At 59.9% G+C, this 24,294-nt stretch carries 16 protein-coding genes; 10 read left to right on the top strand and 6 right to left on the bottom strand.

Annotated features, from left to right (window positions below; all coding sequences use genetic code 11):
• Positions 1 to 37 precede the first annotated feature (37 nt).
• Positions 38 to 3,073, top strand: coding sequence for an efflux RND transporter permease subunit (locus tag K5607_RS06110; RefSeq protein WP_221048525.1), 3,036 nt, complete (start codon positions 38 to 40; stop codon positions 3,071 to 3,073).
• Here the strand turns inward: K5607_RS06110 and K5607_RS06105 are convergent.
• Positions 3,060 to 5,870: a sensor domain-containing protein gene (locus K5607_RS06105; RefSeq protein WP_485020570.1), complete on the bottom strand. Its 2,811-nt coding sequence runs from the start codon at positions 5,868 to 5,870 to the stop codon at positions 3,060 to 3,062. The two genes, K5607_RS06110 and K5607_RS06105, sit on opposite strands and share 14 nt — an antisense overlap.
• Before the next feature lie 123 nt (positions 5,871 to 5,993).
• Between K5607_RS06105 and K5607_RS06100 the strand changes: the two genes are divergently transcribed.
• Positions 5,994 to 6,800, top strand: a complete 807-nt coding sequence (locus K5607_RS06100) for an SDR family NAD(P)-dependent oxidoreductase (protein ID WP_221048523.1) — start codon at positions 5,994 to 5,996, stop codon at positions 6,798 to 6,800.
• A 21-nt stretch (positions 6,801 to 6,821) separates the two neighbouring features.
• Here the strand turns inward: K5607_RS06100 and K5607_RS06095 are convergent, their stop codons facing one another.
• The 5 genes from K5607_RS06095 to K5607_RS06075 all read right to left on the bottom strand — a co-directional run bounded on the left by K5607_RS06095 (position 6,822) and on the right by K5607_RS06075 (position 13,713).
• Positions 6,822 to 8,120 (bottom strand): diguanylate cyclase, encoded by a 1,299-nt coding sequence (locus K5607_RS06095; protein WP_054773557.1) that lies wholly within the window; start codon positions 8,118 to 8,120, stop codon positions 6,822 to 6,824.
• A 97-nt stretch (positions 8,121 to 8,217) separates the two neighbouring features.
• Positions 8,218 to 9,807: an SDR family oxidoreductase gene (locus tag K5607_RS06090; RefSeq protein WP_221048522.1), complete on the bottom strand. Its 1,590-nt coding sequence runs from the start codon at positions 9,805 to 9,807 to the stop codon at positions 8,218 to 8,220.
• A gap of 418 nt (positions 9,808 to 10,225) precedes the next feature.
• A complete protein-coding gene (locus K5607_RS06085; protein ID WP_221048521.1) occupies positions 10,226 to 11,413 on the bottom strand; it encodes an alpha/beta hydrolase in 1,188 nt (395 codons plus the stop codon).
• 125 nt (positions 11,414 to 11,538) lie between these two features.
• Entirely contained in the window at positions 11,539 to 12,720 is a 1,182-nt protein-coding gene (locus K5607_RS06080; RefSeq protein ID WP_221048520.1) for a sensor histidine kinase, read from the bottom strand.
• 258 nt (positions 12,721 to 12,978) lie between these two features.
• Positions 12,979 to 13,713 carry a response regulator gene (locus K5607_RS06075; protein WP_221048519.1) on the bottom strand — a complete coding sequence of 245 codons (735 nt, stop codon included), beginning with the start codon at positions 13,711 to 13,713 and terminating at the stop codon, positions 12,979 to 12,981.
• 224 nt (positions 13,714 to 13,937) lie between these two features.
• Here K5607_RS06075 and K5607_RS06070 point away from each other — a divergent pair, with 224 nt between their 5' ends.
• The 8 genes from K5607_RS06070 (at position 13,938) to K5607_RS06035 (ending at position 24,052) form a co-directional block, all read left to right on the top strand.
• Positions 13,938 to 14,351, top strand: a complete 414-nt coding sequence (locus tag K5607_RS06070; RefSeq protein WP_221048518.1) for a response regulator transcription factor — start codon at positions 13,938 to 13,940, stop codon at positions 14,349 to 14,351.
• Positions 14,352 to 15,040: 689 nt separating this feature from the next.
• Positions 15,041 to 16,810 (top strand): ArnT family glycosyltransferase, encoded by a 1,770-nt coding sequence (locus K5607_RS06065; RefSeq protein WP_082411302.1) that lies wholly within the window; start codon positions 15,041 to 15,043, stop codon positions 16,808 to 16,810.
• Positions 16,811 to 16,946: 136 nt separating this feature from the next.
• On the top strand, positions 16,947 to 18,407 hold the full coding sequence (locus K5607_RS06060; RefSeq protein WP_221048517.1) for a bifunctional glycosyltransferase family 2/GtrA family protein: 1,461 nt from the start codon (positions 16,947 to 16,949) through the stop codon (positions 18,405 to 18,407).
• A gap of 470 nt (positions 18,408 to 18,877) precedes the next feature.
• The gene (locus K5607_RS06055) at positions 18,878 to 19,252 is read left to right on the top strand and encodes a hypothetical protein (RefSeq protein ID WP_162232258.1); all 375 of its coding nucleotides are present in this window, start codon (positions 18,878 to 18,880) and stop codon (positions 19,250 to 19,252) included.
• A 139-nt stretch (positions 19,253 to 19,391) separates the two neighbouring features.
• Positions 19,392 to 21,068 (top strand): WD40 repeat domain-containing protein, encoded by a 1,677-nt coding sequence (locus K5607_RS06050; protein ID WP_082411299.1) that lies wholly within the window; start codon positions 19,392 to 19,394, stop codon positions 21,066 to 21,068.
• A 7-nt stretch (positions 21,069 to 21,075) separates the two neighbouring features.
• The gene (locus K5607_RS06045) at positions 21,076 to 21,669 is read left to right on the top strand and encodes an NADPH-dependent FMN reductase (RefSeq protein WP_221048516.1); all 594 of its coding nucleotides are present in this window, start codon (positions 21,076 to 21,078) and stop codon (positions 21,667 to 21,669) included.
• Between the two features lie 52 nt (positions 21,670 to 21,721).
• Positions 21,722 to 22,735 carry a formylglycine-generating enzyme family protein gene (locus K5607_RS06040; RefSeq protein ID WP_221048515.1) on the top strand — a complete coding sequence of 338 codons (1,014 nt, stop codon included), beginning with the start codon at positions 21,722 to 21,724 and terminating at the stop codon, positions 22,733 to 22,735.
• A 123-nt stretch (positions 22,736 to 22,858) separates the two neighbouring features.
• Positions 22,859 to 24,052, top strand: coding sequence for an ATP-grasp domain-containing protein (locus K5607_RS06035; RefSeq protein WP_221048514.1), 1,194 nt, complete (start codon positions 22,859 to 22,861; stop codon positions 24,050 to 24,052).
• The last annotated feature ends 242 nt before the right edge of the window (positions 24,053 to 24,294 follow it).

The raw sequence follows: 24,294 nt of genomic DNA, 5'->3' as shown, positions 1-24,294 counted from the left end.
TGCGGCATTTACCGCGCCAGGCTATTCGCTCTCGACCATGAAAGATTTCAACCTCTCCCAATGGGCGATCACCAATCAGGCGCTGGTGCTGTATGCGCTGCTGGTTCTGCTGGTCGCCGGCGTATTCTCCTACCGCGCCCTGCCGCAGAAAGAGGACCCCGACTTCACCTTCAAGGTCATGTCGGTGAACTTGCGTTGGCCGGGCGCCACGGCCAAGCAAATGGAGGAACTGGCCACCGTTCCCCTCGAAGACGCGTTGCAGGCGACGCCGTGGCTGGACCGAATCAACAGCTATTCCCAGCCGGGCGAGGCCCATGTGCTGCTGAGCCTGAAGGACGCCACCCCGCCCGGCGAGCGGGACCGTGCCTGGGAGGCGGTGCGGCGCAAGCTGGCCGACTTGCGCGGCCGCTGGCCCGAGGGGATGGAGGAACCGGTGGCGGACGATGAAATGGGCGATATTTTCGGCTCCATTTACGCGCTCAGCGCCGACCATGCGGATTATGCCGAGCTGGAGCGGCAAGCGCGGCGCGTCCGCACGGAATTGCTCAAGATCGAGCAGGTGGACAAGGTGAAACTGATCGGGACGCAGAACGAAGCGGTTTATGTGGAATGCTCCCCCGCCACCCTGTCGAAACTCGGCCTCGCGCCGCAACGAATCGCCGCCGTCTTGAAGGAGCGCAACGCCCTGGAGCCGGCCGGAGCGATCGAAGCCGGCCACGCCATCGCCCGCCTGCGCCTAGGCGGCGACTTCGCCCCGCCGAACGGCATCGCGGACATCGCCGTCGCAGGCCAAAACCAGCTCTACCGCCTAGGCGACATCTGCCGCGTGCAACGCGGTCCGGAGGAACCCGCCGCCTTCAAGATGAAAGCCATGGGCGACGACGCCATCGGCCTGGCGGTGTCCGCGGCACCGGGCAGCGACGCCATCGAGCTGGGCCGCCGTTTGAACGACACCATCGACGCCGTCCGCGCCGGCCTGCCACCGGACACGCAAATCCGCCTGCTCACCGACCAGCCCAAGGTGGTGCAAAAATCCACCCACGAGCTGATGCAATCCCTGTTCGAGGCGCTGGCCATCGTCCTGGCGGTGAGCTTCTTGAGCCTGGGCGGGCGCGCCGGTCTGGTGGTGGCCCTGTCCATCCCGGTGGTGATGGCCGGCACGTTCCTCTTGATGAAGCTGTGCGGCGTCGAACTGCAGCGGGTGTCCATCGGCGCCCTCATCATCGCCATCGGCCTGCTGGTGGACGACGCCATGATCGCGGTGGAAATGATGAAGGTGAAGCTGGAACAAGGCCTGAGCAAAACCGCCGCCGCTGTGTTCGCCTACAAAAGCACCGCCTTCCCCATGCTCACCGGCACGCTGATCACCGCCGCCGCTTTCATGCCGGTGGGGCTGGCCCAGTCCGATGCCGGCGAATACACCTTTTCCATCTGCCTGGTGGTAACCATCGCCCTGCTGGTGTCCTGGCTGGTCGCCGTCATCTTCACGCCCTACCTGGGCTTCAAGCTGCTGCACGAACACCCGCTGCACGTGGAACCGCTGTACGACAACCGCTTCTACACCGCCTTTAGAAAGCTGGTGATCGCCTGCCTCGACTACCGCAAAACCACCATCGCCGCCACGGTGGCGATTTTCGCCCTGTCCCTGGCCGGCTTCACCCAGGTGCAGCAACAGTTCTTCCCGCCGTCGGAGCGGCCGGAGCTGCTGGTGGACGTGTGGCTGCCGGAGGGCGCCTCCGCCGCCGCCACCGAAGCGCGGGCGGAGGAAATCGCCGGCAAGCTGAAAGGCGACGCCGACATCCTCCATTACGCCAGCTACATCGGCGGCCCCGCGCCGCGCTTCTACCTGCCGCTGGACATCCAGCTGCCGGCGGCCAATTACGCCCAAATCGTGCTGACCACCCACGACATGCGGGCCAGGGAAGCGGTGCTGCAACGCATCCGCGACCTCATCGCCAAAGACTACCGAAACGCCGGCGTGCGCGTGTCGCGGCTGGAAAACGGGCCGCCGGTGGGCTATCCGGTGCAGTTCCGCGTCACCGGAGAAAATCCGGATACCTTGCGCGAAATCGCCGACCGGGTGTTGCGGGTGGTCAAGGCCAACCCCCACGTGGAGAACGTCAGCCAGGACGGCGGCGTAGCGGTGACGACCTTGGCCATCGAGGTGGACCGGGACAAAGCCCGCGCCCTGGGCGTCTCGCCGCAAAGCCTGGCACGGCAGCTGCAAGCGCTGTCGCAGGACACCGTCGGCCACTACCGGGACGACGGCAAGCAAATCCCCATCGTCATGCGCGCGGACGAGGCGGCGCGGCGCAGCCCGGAAGCCTTGGCCCGCAGCGCCATTTTGACGAGCAAAGGCGATAGCGTGCCCCTGGCGGCTTTCGCCCGGCTGAAGGAGGCGGAGGAACCGGGCATCCTGTGGCGGTTGAACCGCCAACCGGTGATTACCGTGCGGGCGGACGTGTCCGACCAAGTGGAAGCGCCGGAAGTGAGCCAAGCCATCGACCAAGCGCTGGCCGGCTTGCGCGCCGGGCTGCCGGCGGGTTACGCCGTCGAAGCCGGCGGCGCGCTGGAAGGCAGCGACCAGTCGCAGGACTCCATCGTCGCCGTGCTGCCGTTGATGGGCATCGTCATCCTCACCCTGCTGATGCTGCAATTGAAGCGCTTCAGCCTGGTGGCCCTGGTGCTGCTCACCGCGCCCCTGGGGTTGATCGGCGTCACCGCCGCCCTGCTGCCGTTCCACATCCCTTTCGGTTTCGTCGCCATGCTGGGGGTGATTTCCCTCGCCGGCATGATCATGCGCAATTCGCTGATCCTGGTGGATCAAATCGAGCAGGACGTGGCGCTGGGGCTGTCGCGCTTTGAGGCCATCGTCGACTCCACCGTGCGCCGCGCCCGCCCCATCCTGCTCACCGCCGCCGCCGCCATCCTCGCCATGGTGCCGCTGACCGGCAGCGTGTTCTGGGGTCCCATGGCCGCCGTCATCATGGGCGGTCTGCTGGTCGCCACCCTGCTGACCCTGCTCTACCTGCCGGCGCTCTACGCCGCCTGGTTCAGGGTCAGCTCGCCGTAGCGCCGCCGGCGCGGCCCAGCAGCCACTGCTCGAACGCCTCCGCCTCCACCGGCTTGGCGAACAGGTAGCCCTGGCCGTAGTCGCAGCCGGCTGCGGCCAACAGGTCGCGTTGCGCTTCGGTCTCCACCCCTTCGGCGATCACTTTCATGCCCAGCTTGTGGGCCATGACGATGATGGCTTCGCACAAGGCCATGTCGCTGGAATTGGGCGCCAGGTTGCGCACGAAGCTCTGGTCGATTTTGAGGTAGTCGATGTCGAATTTTTTCAAATAGGACAACGACGAATAGCCGGTGCCGAAATCGTCGATGGACACTTGCATGCCGGTGCCGCGCAACGCCAACAGCTTCCCCTTGATGACGGCATCGCCGTCCAGCAGCAATCCCTCGGTGATTTCCACCACCATGCTTTCCCCCGGCAAGCCCAGCGCCTGCAGGTACTCGAACCATTCGGGATGGTCGGCGTCATCGCTGAGGAACTGCGCCGGCGACTTATTGACGCTCACCTGGAAGGCCGGGTGGTGCATCGCGCGCCAGCGCTTAACCTGGCGGGCGGCCTCGCGGAAAATCCAGTCGCCGATGGCGACGATCATGCCGGTCTCTTCGGCGACGGGAATAAACTGGGCCGGGCTGACCAAGCCGCGCACCGGGTGTTGCCAGCGGATCAGGGCCTCCGCCTTGTAAACCGCGCCGGTCGCCAACTCCACGATGGGCTGGTAGGCCACCCAAAACTGGTCGGCCGCCAGCGCGCCGCGCAAGTCGGCGATCAGCCGCAAGCGCGTCTGGGCCGCCTCCTGCATGGCCGGGGTGAAATAACCGTAGCGGTTGCCGCCTTGGCTTTTGGCCGCGTACATGGCCTGGTCGGCGTTTTTCAGCAGCGTGTCGATTTCCGCGGCGTCGTCGGGATACAGCGTGATGCCGATGCTGGCCGAAACGTGGGCCACCTCCTGCCCCAGCTGGAAGGGCTCGGCCAAAACCCTCAGGATGTGCTGGGCGATCCGCTCCACTTCGCCGGGCTCGTCCAACTCGCCCAGGATGACGGTGAACTCGTCCCCGCCCAGGCGGGCCACGGTGTCCGCCTCGCGCACGCAGCCGCTGAGGCGCTGGGCGGCCACCCGCAGCAGTTGGTCGCCCATGCTGTGCCCCAGCACGTCGTTGACGTCCTTGAAACGGTCCAAGTCCAGCAGCATCAACGCCATGGACAAACCGGCGCGGCGGGCTTTTTTCAGCTCCTGCTGCAAACGGTCGTGGAACATGCGGCGATTGGGCAAATCGGTGAGGTGGTCGAAATTGGCCTGCTTCCAAATCAGCTCTTCCGACGCTTTCTTGTCGGTGATGTCGGAGAACAGCCCCACGCGGCGATGCACCGAGCCGTCGTTGTTATAGATGGTGTTGATGGTCAGCCATTCGGCGTAAATCTCGCCGTTCTTGCGCCGGTTCCATATCTCGCCCTGCCAGCGGCCGGTGGTGCTGATGGCGTGCCACATGCTTTGGTAAAAAGCGCGATCCTGGTGGCCGGAACTGAGTATCTTGGTGGATTGGCCCACCGCCTCCTCCGGCGTATATCCGGTCACTTCGGTGAAGGCCGCGTTGATGCTGACGATGATGCCGTCGGCGTCGGTGACCGTCATCGCCTCGCTGCTGTTTTCGTACACCAGCGACGCCAAGCGCATGGCCTCTTCCGCCTGCTTGCGCTCGGTGATGTCGTCGATGACCGCGATGTGGAAATAGCTGTTGCCGCTCGCGCCCCCCATCAACGACACGGTGAAACTGACCCAAACCAACGCGCCGTCGGGGCGAACGTAGCGTTTTTCCATGGTGAAACTCGACGTCTCGCCGGCCAGCAGCCGCTCCATGTTTTCGCGCTCTTTCTGCCGGTCGTCGGGATAGGTGATGTCCAGATTGGTGCTGATCTGCTCGCGCGCCAGCCCCAGGATGTCGCTGCAGCGCCGATTGAGGTTGATCACACGGTCCGTGGCCGTCTCGATAATGGCGACGCCCACGGCCGCCTGCTGGAATATGGCTTTGAAGACCTCGTCTTCTTCCGCTTGGCGCTGCTCGGTAATGTCGGTGACGGTTTCGATAACGCCGATGAGCTGCCCGTTGTCCTGAAAGATGGGGGCCTGCACGGAGATCGCCCAACCGGACTTGCCGGTTTCCGGTACCGACCAAGGAAAAGCGGCGTTTTGCACCACCTCCCCCTGCAACGCCCTGGTTAAGCCGGCGATCACCGGGGTTTGCCGCAAGGAAGGGAAAACCTCCAGGGCGTGCTTGCCCAGGCAGCGCTCTTTCGGAACGCCGGAAATCGCCTCCATAAAGGGATTCCAAATCAGGAAGCGCCCTTCCTTGTCGTAGACGACGATGCCGTCGTGGGCGGAATTGATGATCTTCTGGTTGAATTGGCTCAGGTCGCTCAAGCGCTGGTTAATGCACAGCAGCTCCTCCAAGCTGGGCAGGGCCACGAGCGCCGGAACTTTCGGCGCAAGGAACAGCACGGTGCCGAACGATATCAAGGCCGTTACCGCCTTGAGCAGGCCTTGCAACGGATAAATCGGCGTCCAAATGGTGACGATATTGACCAAATGGGTGAGCCCGCAGGCGGCGATGAAAGCGGCGAACAGGATCAATACCCGGCGGTTGCCGCTCGCCCGCCGATGCGCTATCAGGTAGGCGAGCATAGCGGGAATAACAAAGTACGAAAGGCTGATGATGCCGTCCGAGATGACATGCAGCCACACCAGGCCGCTGTCCCAACCAAAACAATATCCGTGCGGCAAAAAACTTTCTAAAGCACCTTTCATGGGATATTTAATCGACAATAGTGAATAAGACAGCGCCTAGCCGCTTGCGCGAATTTTAGTCCATCCCTCGACGCGCTTCCCGCCGCCGCGTCGCCCCTTCATGCTCTGCCGCGATAAACCGACATGACCGACCCGACTCGAAACCTTCAAGAAACCGCGCTCGTTACCGGCGCCACCTCCGGCATCGGCGCGGAACTGGCCCGCCTATTCGCCGCCGACGGCGTTAATCTGGTGCTGGTCGCCAGGGATGCCGAACGGTTGGCGGTATACGCCGAGGAGATCAAAGCGCGGTACGCCGTCGAAGCCACCGCGCTGGCGCAGGACCTTTCCCAACCCGGCGCCGCGCAACAAGTGCATCGGGCGCTGCAACGGGCCGGCATCCGCGTCGACTATCTGGTCAACAACGCCGGCGTGGGTAGCCACGGCGATTTCGCCGCCGTTCCCCTGGAGCGGCAGCTGTCCATGATGCGGTTGAACATGGAAGCGCTGGTCGGCCTGAGCCATTGCCTGCTGCCGGACATGCTGGCGAGAAAATCGGGCAAGCTGCTCAACGTCGCCTCCCTGGCCGCCTATCAGCCGGGCGGGCCCGGCGCCGCGGTCTATTACGCCAGCAAGGCCTTCGTCCTGTCGTTTTCCGGCGGCTTGTCGGCCGAACTGCGGCACAGCGGCGTCAGCGTGACGGCGCTGTGCCCGGGACCGGTGGCAACCCGTTTCCAGGACGCGGGCGGCTTCGCCCAAACGCCGCTGTTCAACGGCCCGCTGGTAAGCCGGGCGGAACAGGTCGCCAAGGCCGGCTACCTGGCCATGCGGCGGGGCCAAAGCGTCTGCGTCCCGGGGCTCGTCAACAAGCTGCTCGCCTTGGGCGGACGGCTGCCGACCCGGAGCATCGCCTTGCTCGTCAACCGGCTGCTGCTGGGCGGGCGGCGTTAAACGCCCGGCGTCGACGACGACCTACTCCTCCCCTGCGGGGGCGTCGCCGACGGAATCGGAGAAAATCACGATTCGGTCGCGCCCCTCGGCCTTGGCGCGATAAAGCGCCCGGTCCGCCAACGACAAGAACCGATCGGCATCCTGCTCCGCCTCGGCCCAATATTCGGCGATGCCGACGGACACGGTTACCGGCGGCAAGGGAGTGGCGTCCTGGTGCGCGATGGACAGCTCGCGGAAGTGCTCGAACAGCACCGTCAACCGGCGCCTTACCTCTTCCGCGCCGGTCTCGGGCATGATGATGAGGATTTCCTCCCCGCCGAATCGGCAGGCGATATCGCATTTGCGCAAATTGGCGCGTAAATATTCCCCCAGGGTGCGCAAGACATTGTCGCCCGCTTTGTGGCCGTATTCGTCGTTGAAGCGCTTGAAGTGGTCGATGTCCAAAATGGCGAGGGACAAGGCCGCTCCCGTGCGCTTGGCTCGATACAATTCGCGCGGCAAGACCTCGTTGAGGTAGCGGCGGTTGAACAAGCCGGTCAACGGATCGTGGGTGGCCTGAATATACAGCTCCTGCCGCTCGCTTTCCGATTGCGCCCGCTCCTGTTGAATATGCTTCGCCTTGCGGCCGATCCAGCCGATCACCGCCATACCGATCAACCAGAAGCCGCCGTGGGAAACGGCCATTTGCCGGATCACCGCCGCCGTTTTGTCCCGCAGGGGCGTCAACGGCACGGAGGCCACGATGCCGCCGCGCACTCCGCCGACGGGAATTTGCGTCCAGGCATGGCAAGCCAGGCAGGACTCCTCCATGAACATGGGTTTAATGAGGTCCAGATAAGGCTTGCCTTCCCGCTCGCTGAAGCCGACATAATTTTTTAATTTCCCCTCGGCGAAGCGCTGCAGCCCCTGCCGCTCCCAGTCGTTGGGGGCATTCAGCGGATTTTTCAGCTGCAGGCTCGTCATGTGGCCGTACACGCCGAATTGCCGGGCGAAGCGGGAATGCACTTCCCGGGTGATGTAGGCGGGATTCATCAAGGTGAGGGACATCCCCCCGGTCGTCACCACGTCCCGATCGGCCACCTGGAGATAAGCGTTGGGCGGGGTTTCCGCTGTGGGCCGAACATACACGCCGCCGTGGGAACTGGCCCAGGAACGCAGCGACAGATCCTTGTTGATAAACGCCTCCGCCTCGATTTTGGCGATATCCACCACGGCCCGCCGCTGCAGCCAGACGTTCCAGGCAAGCGAAGCGCTTACCAGCGAGGTCCACAGCACCATGACTATCGTGGCGTAGCGTTTAATCGGGATGACGGCGCTCAAGACACTGCCTCATGCGTCGGAATGACGCCCTATAAGACAAACATAGCCGTCGATGAAGGATTGGCAAATCCAACTCGCCGGCTTCCCGGCGGGTCGGTTAGCCCGCCAACTCCTCCAGCACGTGCTCGTCGCTCTGACGCAGGTACTGGCCCAACAGGAAACCGAACTTGAGGCCGATCGCCTTGTTGCCGCGCAACTTCACCCGACCGGTGAAAAACCCTTTTCGCAGGTCCTCGCGCCCCCCCATGACGGCGTCGAACAGCTCGCGATCCATGGACAAAGTGCAATCCGGCCGTTGGCTGTCGGCGGGCTCGGCATATTTCGCCACGCCGGAAGCGAAGTGAATGGTGCGGTTGAAAGGAGGACTGTCGTCGATGGCGAATTGGATGCGCGCGTCGGCGAAGGCCATCCGCCGCAGGAAACCTCGGCCGATTTGCCCCTCGACCAGGCGATCGAAGTAATCCGCCGGCCCGGACACTTGCAACGCGTCCAAGGCCAGCCGCGTCAAGGCGCCCCTCGCGTCCGCCCCCCGCTCCGGAGCTTCCATGGCGGAGAGGAAATCGTGGGCGATGCGGGTCAGATCCACGGCGTAGTCCGCGGCGCGGGGAAATCCCGGCGGCGACGGCTCTTCGGCGAAACGGCTCTCGGAAAACAAGTACGGCAGATAGCTCTGGGTCGCGCGGGCGAAGCACTGCTCGACGAAAGTCGCCGGCGCAACGTCGAAGGCGCTTTCGTCGACCATTTCCACCCCAGTCACGCCCAACACGGTGGCAAAGATGTCGCGCATTTCGCCGATGGCGATGGCGCGGGCGCCCAATTGCGGCACCACCGTATAACCGGACGCCCCGCGCCGCAGCCCGGCCAGGGTAGACTCGGCCACATACTCCACCGACACCAGGTTCTGCTCCACCGCCGCGTCGGCGACGATGCGCAAGGGCAGATGCAGGCTGCCGCCGCCCCCCGCCATGCCGCCGCCGCGCGAAAACGATCCCGCGCCGCGCTTCAGGTCGCGCAGGGTCGCGGTTTTGAGGAAATGCCCCGCTTTGAGGAAAGCGTAGACCGTGCTGGTGGACTGCCCCTTGCCGATGGGCGGCACGCCGCCGACGCAGATGCTGGGGCGATAAACGTTGATGGGCATGCCGTCTTCGGCATGGGCGGCGCGCAGGAAACGCTCCGCTTCGAACTTGGATTTTTCGTAGGGGTTGCGGAAACGTTGCCCTCGCTCGAGGTCGGCGGCGGAAAACGCGCCCTCGGCATCCCCCTCGCCCGCCACGAAAGCCGTGCTCACATGGTGGAATTCGGCCGCGCCCAAATCCCGCGCCAAGCGGTAGGCATGGACGGTGCCCTGGCGGTTGAACCAATCCAGGCGCTCGGCCAACTCCTCCTCGAAGCGGGTCAAGCCGGCGCTGTGGAGCACCGCGCGCACGCCTTGGCGGCGCAACTCCGCCCTGTCGGCCTCGGACAGGCCCAAATGCGCTTCGGTCACGTCGCCGGCCAGCACGGTCAGATGGTCGGGCCCCAGGCATTCCGCCGGCAGCGCGAACGGCTGCAGCACATCCAGCACCCGCTCGGCCAGCGCCTCGCCGCGCGGCCTGACCACCACCGCCACCCGCTCCCCCTGCCCCAGCAGACCGGCCAGCAAGTGCTTGCCCAGATAACCGGTGGCGCCTGTCAACAGTATGGTCATGCCCACACCTTCGCCGTTTTCGCTGCACACGGAACAATCGCCATGCTTGGATTCATGCCTTATAGGGAACTCGCGCCGCCGGGACGCTGAAAGAAGACGAGAAAAGATTCTGCGGGACGCCTTTTCGCAAGGCTAAAAACAAAAGGCCCGCATCGCTGCAAGCCTTTAACCGCATTGGTATCGGCAACCGGAGTCGAACGGGCGACATACTGAATCAAGAACCACGCCACCAACCGGCAACAGAATGATTTCTCAAAACGAGGGAAGCGCTTGCCGTATCGCCACGGGACGCCATCAACGCAGGGCAACGGCAATACACGCAAAATTCATGTGTCAAATTTACACCGCATCCAGCGGCTTGGCAACGCCGGCCGCCACCCTTGCGAGCGCGGAACAGTCCGCCGGGCCCCTTACTCCGCTAGCGTTGCAGCCACTGCGCGTAATCCTCAAGCCAGGAAGACGCCTCCTCCGCCAGCCAATCGTGCGCCTCCGTCGAAGCCTGCACGGTCGCATCGAGAAAAGCGGTCGTCACGCTGGCGACGATAGCCATTTGCCGCGCCGCCCTGGCTTGCGACTCGATGTCCTGCCGACTTCTGTCGCCCGTGTTCCTTTGGCTGCCTCGATTCCCACCGGAGGGGGCGGAATTCCGCGACCTACCGCCGCCGCGCGAACTCGCGCCGCCAAGGGCGTCGTATTCGACGGGCGTTTGCCCGGAGCCGTAGGCGGTGTCGGTGGCCCGCAACCAATCCCCCCCGGCGGACGACGTTGCGCCGGTAACCCCATCGTAGCCAGGGCGGCCGCGGGCAGCCCTGCCCCCGCGCTCGCTGCTGTCAACGTCGATGACTTCCGACCAGTAGCTGCCGTTGCTCATGGAGCCGGACAACAAGCGGTGGCTGGCCCGCTCAAGCGACAACCAATACTTTTGTCCGGCCGGCAAACCAAGCCAAGCGGACTTTTCCGGCGCGGAAGCTCCAGCCGGGTTATCGGGCCGCCCGTTGCCGACGAGCAATAACGGCATACGAATATCGCCGGCGACTTTCCCCGAGAAGGTGGCGACCGGCGCGCCCATGACGATCACGGCCCGGAACGCGGATACCGGACTCGGAACCGGCAGACCCTTCGGCGCCGCCGCCAGCCGCAGCACGGTCTGCGCCCCCAAGTCGTAACCGGCCAAGGCCACGCGGCTTAAGTCGAGCGGCGCGTATCGCTCGTTGCCGCTCCGCAGACGATCCGCGATCTTTCCCAGCCCCCACAGGAACTGGGAAACGTTATTTTTCAGCACTGCTTCTGAAAAAGCCGTCCGGCCCGGCGAACCGGGATCGCCGGCACCCCCCTGCTTGTTGGCCAAGGAAGCTTCGCCGTACTCCTTCGGCTGCATGGATACGACGACGTACCCCGCTTGCGCCCACTGCCGCCGCCACAATTCGCCGTTCGCCGCGCCCTCCCCCATCCCCGGCAAATAGAAGACGACGGGCCGCTTTCCCGGCGCGCTGGGAATCGAAATGGAAACGTCCAGCAGCGCGCCGTCATGCGACCACGTTTCGCGGGTGGAACTCACGGCGTAGTTTTGCGGCGCATATCCGCCATGGCTCGTGAACCGCTCCATTTCCGCATCCCGATTCACCGGCTCGTAGCCGCGCCAGAGCGAACAAGCCGCCGCCAGCGACACGACGCATGCCAGACAGCACCACGCGAGTTGATTGCAATGCCTCATGCGGAACAAGCCCCGGTTCAAACGGATGCCGGCGGGCCGGCCATGGGCAACTTCACGCAAACCTCCAATCCGCCGCCGGGGTGATTGCGGAGACTCAACGCGCCTCCTTGACCGGTCAGCAAATTGGCGGCGATGGGCAGCCCCAGGCCGGTACCGCCGGTTTCCCGCGAACGCGAGGCTTCCAGGCGGAAGAACGGCTGCATCACGTCGTGCAAATGTTGTTCGGGGATACCAGGACCGAAATCCCGAATCCGAATCAGCCAATCGCCGTCTTGCCGCTCCATGTCCACGCGCGCGCCGCCCCCGTACTTCACCGCATTGTCGATGAGATTCAGAAAGCTGCGTCTCAACGCTTCCGGCCGTCCCGACACAAACGCCTCGCCCTGCCCTGAAAATCGCGCAGCGGCGCCGGCGTCTTCGGTATCGTCGCACAGGCTCTGCAAAAGCGCGCCAAGATCCAAAATCCGTATCGGCTGCGAAAGGTCTATGCTCCGCGCCAACTCCAAGCCCTCGTTTACCAAACGCTGCATCGCGGCCACGTCCTCCGCGAGGCGCAGACGCAACGGTTCGTCCGTGCATTGTTCCAATCGCAGGAGCATCCGGGTAAGGGGCGTTTTAAGGTCATGGGTGATGGCCGCGAGAATATGGGTGCGCTCTTCGATATAAGCGCGAAGGCACTGGCGCATACGATTAAAAGTGGCCATCGCCTGACGAACCTCCGCGGGTCCGGTCTCGTCGATCGGGGGATGATCGGGATCGCGGCCGAACGCTTCGGCGGCCTCGGACAATTGTCGCAACGGTTGCAACACCAGCCTGGTCGCGAACCACGCCACCACCCCCATAATGGCGAAAAAGATGGGCAATCCGGTCATGAACATTTCCAGCTTTGGCAGCCGGCCCGGGCTCTCGCGGATGTCTTCGATCAGCAAACGCTGGCCGTCCGCGAAACGAACGACAGCCCCGGTATTGCGCGTCGTCGGACACTGAACCAAGGTGTGGCGGCAATCGGATGCCCGTGTGCGCCACGCGCCTTCCACAACCATCGACGATCCCGCCGCTTGCTCCAAATCGGCGGTGAATCCGGGCTGGAAAGTGGGCAAAGCATTTTCTTCCACCGTATGGATGCGCCATTGTTTGGAAGGCAGCGCTTGGACCGCCTCCAAGCGTTCGTGCGGGCCCAGAGCCGCCAGCAGATTCAAAACATCGGCCAGAAATAACGCCGCACCGTGCTCCCGATAACTTTGCACCAGCTGATCGCGCTCCCGTATGGCCAGCCCCCTGGTCACCAGCACCGCGGTCAACATCCCGGCGAACAACAGCAAAAACAACCTTACCGCAAGCGTTCTAGGCGGACGGAAAAATTTCATATTAAAACAACACCTGTTTGCCTAGCCCCGTCGCCGCCCGAAAGCCGACCGACGGCCGGCAATCGCCAAATCGCGCTAAAGCCTCGACGCTCAACCGCAGGAGGCGTCAAGGCATTGAACCGTCGTCGCCAACAAATAGCCTTCGTTGCGCAAAGTCTTGATGAGCTGCGGCGCACGAGCGTTATCCCCGAGCTTTTGGCGCAACCGGCTGACGCGAAGATCAATGGACCGATCGAATGGCCCCGCCTCGGTGCCTCGAATCAAATCCATCAGATGATCCCTGCTAAGCACGCGATTGGGATGGTTGAGAAACACCTCCAGCAAACGGTACTCGGCTCCCGAGAGCAACACCAGGACGCCTAGCGGAGACACCAGCTCGCGCGTGCCCCGATTTAACACCCACCCGGAAAAGCGCCATTCCTTCGAAACAACCGACAAACCCATGACGCCCGAAGACTGCACGCGGCGCAGAATATTGCGTATGCGGGCAAGCAGCTCCCTCGGCTCGAAAGGCTTTGCCAGGTAATCATCGGCCCCCATTTCCAACCCCAGAACCCTGTCGATGGGCTCGGCGCGAGCGGTAAGCATCAGCACGGGCACGTCCGAGCGTGTTCTCAGGTCACGGCACAGACGCAGGCCGTCCTCTCCCGGCAGCATCAAATCCAACACCACGAGATCCGTGTCGTCGCCGGCCAACACCTCGCGCATTTGCCGCCCGTTCGAGGCCAAGCTGATACGAAAGCCGTTTAATTTCAAAAAGTCGCCGAGAAGCACACGGATGTCACGGTCATCATCAACGACAAGCACGTGGTTTTTTGATTCCATACCCGTATTTTTACCGATTAATGCCTTTGCCGGTTATCGCGACACTGTATCGCTTTGTATCGAAGACCGCGCCACGATACAAAAAGATACTTAGAGCCGTCTGAACGATATACGGCGGACACAATTTCAAGCTCTAATGTCAAACGGATAGATAGCGCTGGGCACGGAAGTCATCAATGCGGAAAGTTCGGCACATCGGCATAAACAACACAAAAACTCGCAGAATGACTCCTTCAAGAATAAGCGACAAGGAAAACGGAAAATTGCAAACCGTTATTTTAATTGTCGAAAGCGAACCGGCGATGCGAGTCGGCCTGCGCGACAATCTCGAATTCAACGGCTACGACGTACACGTCGCGGCCGACGCAACACAAGCGAGAGAAATCCTAAGACGCCACACCCCGACAATCGTGCTGCTAAGCAACGCCCTGCCGGTATCTCAAGCCGCTCTCATTAGCCGCCTATTAAAGAAAAACAACCAACGGCCGTCGGTTATAGTCATGGAGTCGCAAGAACCGAATTACTCCTTCTTTCCCGGCGCGGACGATTACTTGAACATACCGTGCAGCATCACGGAACTAGCGAGCCGCGTTAACAAATACCTAGGGTTGCAAAAGCACACTTTATGTATAGGGTGAAATACGAAAAAAGGGATACCCGCAAACGAATCGTCTTCCCTTACTAAGCGATAACATCCCGACCATACCCCCATAACAAGCCATCGGCTCAGCACGCCGCAACGCGTAGAAAACCCACCCGTTCCATCAACCGAGTATTTTTAAAAAATACTTCGGCAGCCCCATGACTTGGCCATAACAAGCTATCATCGGCGCCCCATCAAAAACCCGTACGTCTCCATAACTGGACACGAACCTTAACAACGCCGAAGCCGCCCTTGTCACGGCCTCGCAATAACCGCTCAATCATCAATAGGCACACATCCTGCCACTACACCTGCCGCCGCGATCCAACACCGGTTCCGCGCACGCAACGACACATACGCTTATTGGTTTCGCGGCGACAAAAATCGCAGACCCCCCAAAAAACGTCGACATCAGTTGCATAAACGCCGCGTCCGCGCGGGCAACATCTCAACAACAAAGGACTAAGGCGGCTAAAACAGCCAAACGCCGGGCGAGACGCGGAATCGACAGCAATGGCCCGCATATTGCATCAGCAATTAAATCAACAACTCCAAAAGTCATTTAAAGCGAACGCCGCATCCCTGAAACGAACGACATTCGCGAAAAATCTACATTAATTCAGATTCAAATCTCGGTTACAAAAAATCGCCATCCGTCTTACGAATCCCAGCACGATCCTTTCTATGCCAAGCCGAGATGAATTGACCACGAATCAACCCTTGTTAAGCCCCCCAAGCCAAAACAAGCTGCATCGCGAAGCATGCCAGGCCGGCAACGACCGTCAAAAAATGGCTACCGTCTGTGCTCGACAAGAATGCGTCGCGAACAATAAATGGCTGTCCGCTTTATTTTTCATCGCCGGGGCGTTCGCGCTTATCTCGCTACGATGGATAGCCGCCACAAACAAACACATAAACTCCGACGAAACACAACACCTCCATATCTCCTGGGCATGGCACAACGGCTTGACCGCCTACAAAGACCTATTCGACAACCACACACCGCTATTCCACATACTATACGCGCCAATATACGGGCTCTTCGGCGAGACGCCAGATATCGTATTCCTCATGCGGTTAAGCACCATACCGCTATACCTAGCAGCCATCTATCTCACATACGCCATAGCCAAAGAGCTATTCGATAAACGTATCGGGCTATACGCTGCGGCGCTCACCGCCATCTACCCAAGATTTTTTTTAATCATGGCCGAATTTAGGGCGGACGACCTATGGCTGGTCTTATGGCTGACAAGCTGTCTACTTTACGTAAAAAACAGAGACAAAATCGAAACAAACTACATTTTCGGCTTCGTAGTCGGCGCGATGTTTTGCGTGTCAATGAAATCGATACTACTCATCGCCTGCCTCGTAGGCGCAAGCTCTGCCAGTTACGTTCTCGGCTACCGGACCGAAAATAACCACAAGGCGCGCGACATCGTCGCATTTGTTTCCGGACTGGCCACCCTGCCGGTGGTATTACTCAGTTACCTAGCCAGCCATGACGCGTTAGGCCATTTCATAAACCAGGCGATCCTGCACAACGCACCGACGCATCCAGACTACCTCAAAAGACTAATATCGGCTGCGCCATATCTATCGGTCTACCTGATATTAGCCGCCGTCGCGTGGAAGGCGAACCACAGTCCTTCCCGACAACAAACCAGCCGCCGCACCACACTACTCATTTGGCTAACATTTTTCATACCAGGCATATATATATTTTGGCCGTGGATGACGGCGCAAACCACAATTCCAGCCATACCCATAGCGGCAATATTCTTTACGTCAGCTATAAGTCAAATACCTGCCCGTCTAAATTACAGAAGCGTCTCGCTTTCCGCTGTAGCGCTAATCATCGCGGCACTCTTCGAGGTGTCGGCATTGATTCCCAACCTATCGGCGCAATCGGATAAAAACGCAAAGCCCGAAAACGACCTGTTAAAGGCCGTGCTATCGCTAACGGACAAATCCGACAAAGTTTTCGATTTAAAGGGTGAAACCATTTTTCGGCAACGCGCCTACTTCCCGGTTCTTGAAACGATCACCAGAGAGAACGTACAGCGAAATCCCGAGTTAGACACCATAGCCGAGGACGTCGTCGCGCAAAAAGCGGTCGTTGCCATACCAGACGCGCCGAGAATCCCTCCCCGCGGCAGACAATTCTTGAACGATCACTATGTCCAGGTGGGCCCGGTACGCGTCCCAGGAAAAACGTGGCCCGCTCCCTTACCTACCGGCCTACTTAAAGTAGAAATCGTAATACCGGGCGAATATGGATTAGTAAACGCCAATGGCTTGGTAAAGGCATCCATAGACGGCGTTACAGCAGACTGGCCCGTATATCTGTCCCAAGGAGAACATACCGTATTTGTCGCACCGAACACCTCGGGACCACTAGTCCTGGTATGGAATCGCGCGCTGGAACACGATTACCTGCCCAGCATTTTCTAATAAACCTTAGAACGACCCAATGACTTATGCCGTACGTCGCCGCTTCGAAGCGCCATTCCAATCCGAACCAGCCGTATAGCGCAAAACACAAAAACGGTAGTCTGAGTACACAACCCACAATCAATGCGTGCCCACCATGAACCTAGCATCCAACTTGACGACTCGCTCGGTACGATTTGTAGAAGAACTCGATAACGTACGCATCGCCGTTCTTATACCTTGCTATAACGAAGCGCTAACTATCGGCAAAGTGATAAAAAGCTTCCGACACTCGCTGCCGTTCGCCGACATTTACGTATTTGACAACAACTCCACCGACGACACCGTTGCAGAAGCCATAGACGCCGGCGCCATCGTTCGAAGGGAGAATCAGCAAGGAAAAGGTCACGTCATTCGTAGAATGTTTCGTGATATCGAAGCGGACTTTTACGTTATTGTCGACGGCGACGACACTTATGATGCCGCTATCGCGCTAGACATGATTAAAACGGCGATGACCGGCCCTTACGATTTGGTCAACTGCGTTCGCCGAGAAACCACCGGCATCGCCTACCGAGCCGGGCACCGCCTAGGTAACAAATTATTAACCGGGGTCGTCCGTTCGATTTTTGGCAACCGCGTTACGGACATGCTGTCCGGGTACAAGGTTTTATCGAAGCGTTTTGTTAAATCGTTTCCGACGCAGTCGGATGGATTCGACGTCGAAACCGAGCTCACCGTACACAGTTTACAACTGTCCATGCCCGTAGCGCATGTCGAAGGGAACTATGGCGGGCGACCGGAAGGCTCGACCAGCAAACTTAACACTTATCGCGACGGGCTAAGAATATCGCGGCTAATATTGCGGCTGATCAGGCACGAACGCCCCGTATTGTTTTTCGGCGTTATTTCAGCGGTTCTGGCGTCGCTGTCTTTCGTCATAGCAGCGCCAATCGTCGGCACTTATATAGAATCCGGAACCGTGCCGCGGTTTCCTTCCGCGTTTCTGGCGATGGGAATTATGCTGTTGGCGGCGCTGAATTTTTTGACCGGCTTAGTGCTGGATACGGTTAGCCGGGGCAGGAAGGAGCTGCGTATGCTAGCCTATTTACAACACCCCGCCCCCCCCCAAACCACAATCCATAATAGTCATTCCTGCAATACGGTGCTTCCGTTCGTTGCGCCACCGCGTTTAAAAGCCCCCCAATCGAACCAGCGATCGTTTCAGAAACAGATACTCCGTTTTGTCATCGTGGGATTTTTCGGTTATTTAGTCAATGCCGGATTGGTAGAACTGTTGGCGCTCACCGCAGGCCCTATACTGGCCCAGGCCATTGCTTTTCCGGCGGCAGTTAGCCTCACTTGGTGGCTGAATAGACACTATACCTTCGGCGCCAGCGCTTATCCCGCGCGCCAAGAGTGGTTTCGCTATATATTTGCCAGTACGCTTGGCTGGGCGGCAAATAACGGTGTCTATATTTGGTTTATCTTAAGTTACAACACGCTTTACCAACACCCAAGCCTGGCCGTGGCGGGCGGATCGTTGGCAGGCATGCTATTCAACTTTTCCTTTTCCCGGTGGCTTGTTTTCAGGCCAGACTACGGTTCCGCCATTTAGATCGTACCCGAGCCCCCCGCCGGCGCGATAATCTAGCAATGGCCTAATACCAACCTATCCAACGGTGTTAGCCATGCCGCCGGCCTAATCATTCATAAGCCGCCATGCATCGAGCGATCGTTAACGAGCGCATTCCGTTCCATGGATACAAATTGGCACAATTCGTTACAAAAGTGCCATTTATATATGACGAAAAACACGACACCATGGCTCGAATCATGCACAAGTTACGTTGCCGAGTACGTAAAGAAAACCACCGGGCTTTAATACGAGGATGCACAGTCGATTTACGGCAAAAGTTTGCCGCTACGGGAAAATCGCTAGATAAACGGCAATTGAATTCCGCTTTGTATTCGTTTGTATCCGAGGCTAAAGCAATGTCTTTTCAATACGATATCGGTAACTGGGCATATCGCACTCTCGGTACGCCACTTTAATTAAACTCAACTTAAAACACAGAGGACATGACCATGGGCATGAGAATCCCGTCATCCAATATGGTTCAAACCAACGGCTCAGGGGCGTGGCAACAACGCCGCGAAAGCTTCAATCAATTGGCGAGCGCCCTCCAGTCCGGAGATCTAAAATCGGCGCAACAGGCATTTTCGACGTTGACGCCCAACTCCACCGCCGCCACCGATCCCAATAGCCCGTTGGCCAAGCTGGGCAAAGCGCTCCAGTCCGGCGACATCAACGCTGCACAGCAAGCGTTCTCGACGCTGCGCTCCGGCGGCCGTCACCACCATCATCATCAACAACCGAGTGATACGTCGGCTTCGGTATCGACCAACACCGCCGCCGGCACCACCGATACCGTCGGAACCAAGATAAATCTGACGGCCTAACCGTCGTTATTCAACGAAGCGAAATCCGTGGAAATCGTTTCCACGGATTGCTTTCTGCCGTTCGTTTGAGCGGCATGGATACCTTTATCGCTTCGGCAGTCCACAGCGCCGAAACACGCCATTATTTCGAGTCAATACGATGAAACATTCCGGCCCGATTAGCAGTGTCGCCTCGTATTATCCCTACGTCGCAACGGGCGGGTACGATAATCGTGTCGTTTTATGGGACGCTCATACGAAAACGCCTGTCGCGAGGAGCATGCATGACCACTTGGTTAATCATTGCGCATTCAGCCAGGACGGCCAAATGTTGGTCAGTGCCAGTAGCGACTATACGGCCAGGATTTGGGAACTCCCCACGCTGCGCTTATTGGCGGTTCTTTCCGGACACCAGGACGACGTGGATATGGCGGCTTTCTCCAATGACAAAAAGTTTGTCGCTACCTGCGCCCTCGATAGAGCCATTCGAATTTTCCATCTAAACGGCACTTGCCTGCGCACCTTGCGCGGCCATACCGGAAATATCATTTCTCTGCTGTGGAGCGCAAACGACGATTACCTATTTTCCTCCAGCGTAGACGGCACGGTCAGAAAATGGTGCGCCGAGACCGGGCGCGAACTCGATTGTTACGATCTCGACGGCGTGCGTACCGACACGATAGCGATAGACGCCCAAGGCCGTATCTTTGCCGGAGACGACCAAGGCCGTATCGGCATTATCGAAAATAGCCGTCCGCGTTATGTTTCAGCCCATAAGGCCGGTATTAAGAAACTCGTCTATTGCGACCAGGCACAAATGTTGGTTTCGCTCAGTTACGACCGCAGCCTAGCCTTATGGAAAATCGGCGACGACGCTTCAGTAACGGAACTGCGGCGTACCTCCATGCCCGCCATGGTATGGGCCAGGGCCGCTGCGATACTCGCCGACGCGACCATCGCGGTCGGGACCTTCGGCAACCGCTATGCCATCTACGACTGGCGACAGGATACTTGGGATACGGAGGACATCGAGGTAAACGAGGGCGCGAACGCCATCGCTTTTCATCAGCGCGGCATTTACACCATCGGCGACGCGGGCCTATTGCGCAAAGATGGCCACGCTATCATGTCCATGGGCAGCCTGTGCAACTTCCTGCTATCCAGCAGCGACAGGCTTTATACCGGCGGGCAACTGGGCCAATTATTCGAAGCCATCAGCGGAACCCTCATCTACCAACATCATTCGCCCTTGAACTGCGCGACCACGATTCGTTTGGATAATGGGGATTTCATCGCCGTCGGCACTTATACCGGGGAGATTTTAATTTTCGCCGTTCAAGTGGATCAATCGTTGCGATTTGAAGCCGAAATCCAGGTCTACCAGAACGCGATCAAAGGCCTTGCCTGCGCCGGCCATCGATTGTTTTCCGTTTGCGCGTCCACCGATATCGCTTGGCACGATTGCAGAGACTGGCGTCTTATCGCAAAAAGAAAGCATGCGCACGAAAAGATCGTCAACGCCTGCTGCCGTTTCGGCGACAACGGTTTCGCCAGCGTCGGCCGGGACAGGACGTTGCGTATTTGGCTGGAAGGCGCCCAGGAAACCTATCAAACGCCCCACGCCCACTCCGTAAAATGCCTTTGCGCCAGCGCGGACGGCAAACGTTTATTGACCGGCAGTTACGGCGGGACATTGGCGGAATTCGACAGCGCGACGCGCGCCTGGACGTCGTTCCGCAAACCCACCGTTGCAGGCATCTCCGCCATCGCTTACGACACGACAAATCACAGATTCCTGGCGACGTCTTACGATGGCGAAATTCATATAGTCGATTGACGCGACCATGGCATCGAAACGCATCCTTATCATGCCGGGCAGCCAACGGCGGCACTCTTACAACCGCCGCTTGGCGGAGAATGTAGGCGAGTTGCTGAAACCCGATTTCGACGTGGATTTTCTCGATCCGAGGCTGGTCGAAATCCCGTTGTTCAACCAAGACCTGGAAACCGACGACGACGCGTTGCGCCCGGTGAAAGCGCTCTATAGGCGCTTTTGCTTGGCGGATGGTTTCGTCGTACTGACGCCGGAATACAACGGTTCGTTCACGCCCTATCTAAAAAACACGGTCGATTGGGTATCTCGTTTGCCGCATATCCCCGGCGCCGCAGAGTGCTCCAATCCGTTTTTCGGTAAGCCGTTATTGCTGGGCTGCGCCACCAGCGGCTGGAGCGGGGGCATGCTGGGGCTGCAAAGCACGCGCAATCTATTCGCCTACCTGGGCTGTTGGGTCGGGCCGGAACAGCTGTCCATCGTTCATGCCGTCGACGCCTGGCGCGAAGACGGCGGGTTGATTGACGAAGATTACCGACAATATATGGCCTCGGTGCTGAAACGATTCGGGGCCCGAGTCGAAGGCATACAGGCTCCGTCGACATAGCCTGCCGCCAGGCTATCGATCCGCTCGAACAAAACGCTACGAGGTCGTTTATATGCCGTCTAATCCCGAACGGCCCCATTGGCCGGAATTCAATAACGTACTGTGCGGCGCAATGACCGATCGCGAGCGCCTCGGGCTGCCCGAACATTACATCGCCGACTCGGTGTCGCGCCGATTACCCGAGGCCTACGAGAAGCTACGCGCCCTCGGGAAACCCCAATTAATCGCCATGGTGGAAGACCGCGAGGCTACGCTGGTTGCCCGGCTGGCGGCGGGAAACTTGCTCGCATTGGCCGGCGACCCGCGCCTACGTGCGTTGGATCCGCCGATGGTGGAAATCGACGGCGGCACGGCAATCGTCGGCTTGGACCCCGCACGGGTCGGCGACGTATTGCAGCGATACGACAAGCTCGGCCTGCAGGACACCTGGATACGAAAAGAGTGCCCGCAACACACGGTTAAGCTGTCCGCCTATCGCATCGGAAAATATCCTGTCACCAACGGCGAATACCGCGACTTCCTACTCGACACCCATTATCACGAGATCCCGACCAGCTGGTCGTTGCGGCGATACCCCATCGAACGAGCGAATCACCCGGTATATACCCTCAGCGCCGCCGCTTGCGATGCCTATGTTCGCTGGCTGTCCGACAAGACCGGCCGACGCTTTCGCCTACCCACGGAATACGAATGGGAGTTCGCCGCCGCGGGCCGCGAGCGCCGGGAGTTCCCCTGGGGCGACGCTTTCGACACGGAGCGAGCCAATACCTGCGAAACCGCCATATTCGACACCACGCCGGTAGGCGCCTTTCCCGGCGGCGCGTCCCCTTTCGGTGCGCACGATATGGCCGGCAACGTCGAGGAATACGTCGCCGACGTCTATCGCCCCTACCCCGGCGGCGCAGCGATCGACGACCATCTCAGCCAGATACACGGCGAATACCGCGTCGCCAGGGGGGGCAGTTTCGCCCGATTCCGGGATCTTGCCAGGACTCGCAGGCGCCACGGGCACAATCCTCTCTCGGCCACCTATGCCATGGGATTCCGGCTGGCGGAAACGCCTTGAACGCGGATAGACCGACGAAGTCGGGAAAACCGCTCATCGACAATATCGCCCCCATCACGCGAGGTACGACGCATGGCGCATTTGCTTTTACTGGAAGCCCCCGGCGGCAACGATTTCGACATTTTGCAGGCCGCCTTGGCGGTCGGCCATGAAGTGACTTTTTTCACGGCGGATCTCGCCCATTACCAGCGCAATGGTTCGCTGGAAGCGTATTTGTCCCGGGCGCGAGCGGTTATTGAAATCCAGCCGTTCAGCTACGCCGCGTTCGAAAAAAGCGCCGCCGCTATCCATGGCGAAACGCCGTTCGACGGGATCCTCTGCTTGATCGATATCCGTATTATCGAAGCGGCGGCTTTGGCGGAACGATTGGGATTGCGCTTTCTCAACCCGCAAACCGCAACGCTCCTGCGCGACAAATACCGCGTCCGATGCGCGTTGGCCGAGCGAGGCATCGCACAGCCGGATTTCGCCTTGGCCACGCACAACGGCGAACTCCGAAACGCGGTCTCGGACCTGGGGTTGCCTGTCATCGTAAAACCGTGCGACGGCTACGGTTCGCAGAATATCACGATGCTGCTGACCGACGACGACATCAATCCGCTCATCGACCCGCTGGACCATTATTTACCTTGCCGAACCGACTACGGTTTGGGCGTAACCGCCAATGACCGCCTGTTGGTGGAGCGCTACATCGAGGGCACATTGATCGGTTGCGACACCTTGACCCTGGACGGAAAACACGTGATGTTGGGCATTAATGAAAAGTCGATGTTTCCGCCGCCGTTCGGCGCAATCCAGGGCAGCTGCTTCCCATCCGACCGTTTCGACGTCGCGCCGGTGCGGGAGTATGTCTTTGCCGTACTCGACGCGGTCGGCTTCAACGACGGCGCCAGCCACACGGAGATCATCCTCTCCGCCGAAGGCCCTTTGCTGGTCGAGGTCAACCCGCGGCTGGTGGGGGCAAAAATCCCGCGTTTATTGAACCTGGCGTTCGGCAGGTCCGTTCATCGGGATTTGATCGACCTCCATCTTGGCATACCGCCATCCGCTGCGGCCTATCGAAAGCCCGACGGTTACGCAGTGTCCCGGTGGATCGTGGCCGAACGCGCCGGCACCCTGGCCGACATCCGTCTGCCGCAGACGCCCGACCGACGAATCAAGCAGGTGGAGATATTAAAAACGCCCGGAGATGCCGTCACGCCGCCTTACCAAAACAGCGACCGCATCGGATGCGTCATGGCCTTAGCCGAGACCCGCGCACAAGCCGAGCAATGCGCGAACGCCTATGTGTCGCAAGTCGAACTTGCCGTAATTTAGCGGCCAGGCAAGCGGCGCCGGCGGATATCGATCAGCGGAAAACGGATGGCGCGAGGAACCGGGACTTCGGCGCGGCGGGCGGGCGCGGATAACGAACGGCCGGCGGAAAATATCCACGGGCGTCCGGCTTAGCGGACAGCTTGATCGAAGCGGACGACGCGAATGCGGCGCTTAGCCGGAAAGGCCGGCAGTTGCGCCGCCGAGAAAGAAAGCCGGCAGGCCAGAGCGTATGCCAACTTCTT

Origin of the sequence: Methylogaea oryzae, assembly GCF_019669985.1 — a bacterium.
Lineage (GTDB): Bacteria > Pseudomonadota > Gammaproteobacteria > Methylococcales > Methylococcaceae > Methylogaea > Methylogaea oryzae.
The sequence above is the reverse complement of the archived record's forward strand: the minus strand, read 5'-3'. Positions and strand labels throughout refer to the sequence as shown.